Raw genomic sequence first — 524 nt, 5'->3', positions numbered from 1 at the left:
TCCTGGGCCTGGCCTCGCTGTTCGCCTTCATCGACGAGATGGGCGACATCAGCGACACCTACACGCTCATGGACGCGGGCAGCTTCGTCCTGCTGACCGCGCCGCGGCGCCTGTACGACATGCTGCCGATGGCGGCGCTGATCGGCTGCCTGGTCGGCCTCGGCAGCCTGGCCAGCAGCAGCGAGCTGACCATCATGCGCGCGGCCGGGGTGTCGATCGGCCGTATCGTCTGGGCGGTCATGAAGCCGATGCTGGTGCTGATGATCGTCGGGCTGCTGTTGGGCGAATACCTGGCCCCGGTGACCGAGAACAAGGCCCAGGCCGAGCGCTCGCTGGCCCAGGGCGGCGGCGAGGCGCAGAGTTCCAAGCGTGGCATGTGGCACCGCCAGGGCGAGGAGTTCGTGCACATCAACTCGGTGCAGCCCAATGGCCTGCTGCTGGGCGTGACCCGCTACCGTTTCGACGAGCAGCGGCACATGGTCACCTCGAGCTTCGCCCGCCGCGCGCAGTACCAGGAAGACCAC

1 protein-coding gene is annotated in these 524 nt (G+C 68.1%); it reads left to right on the top strand.

Annotated elements, in window-relative coordinates:
* Window positions 1–524, top strand: a 524-nt coding sequence (locus BAE31_RS06275; RefSeq protein ID WP_139336374.1) for an LptF/LptG family permease, incomplete at both ends; no start/stop codon positions are given.

Origin of the sequence: Bacillus sp. I-2, assembly GCF_001974945.1 — a bacterium.
GTDB lineage: Bacteria > Bacillota > Bacilli > Bacillales > Bacillaceae > Bacillus > Bacillus safensis.
This window is presented reverse-complemented; position numbering and strand designations above follow the sequence as displayed.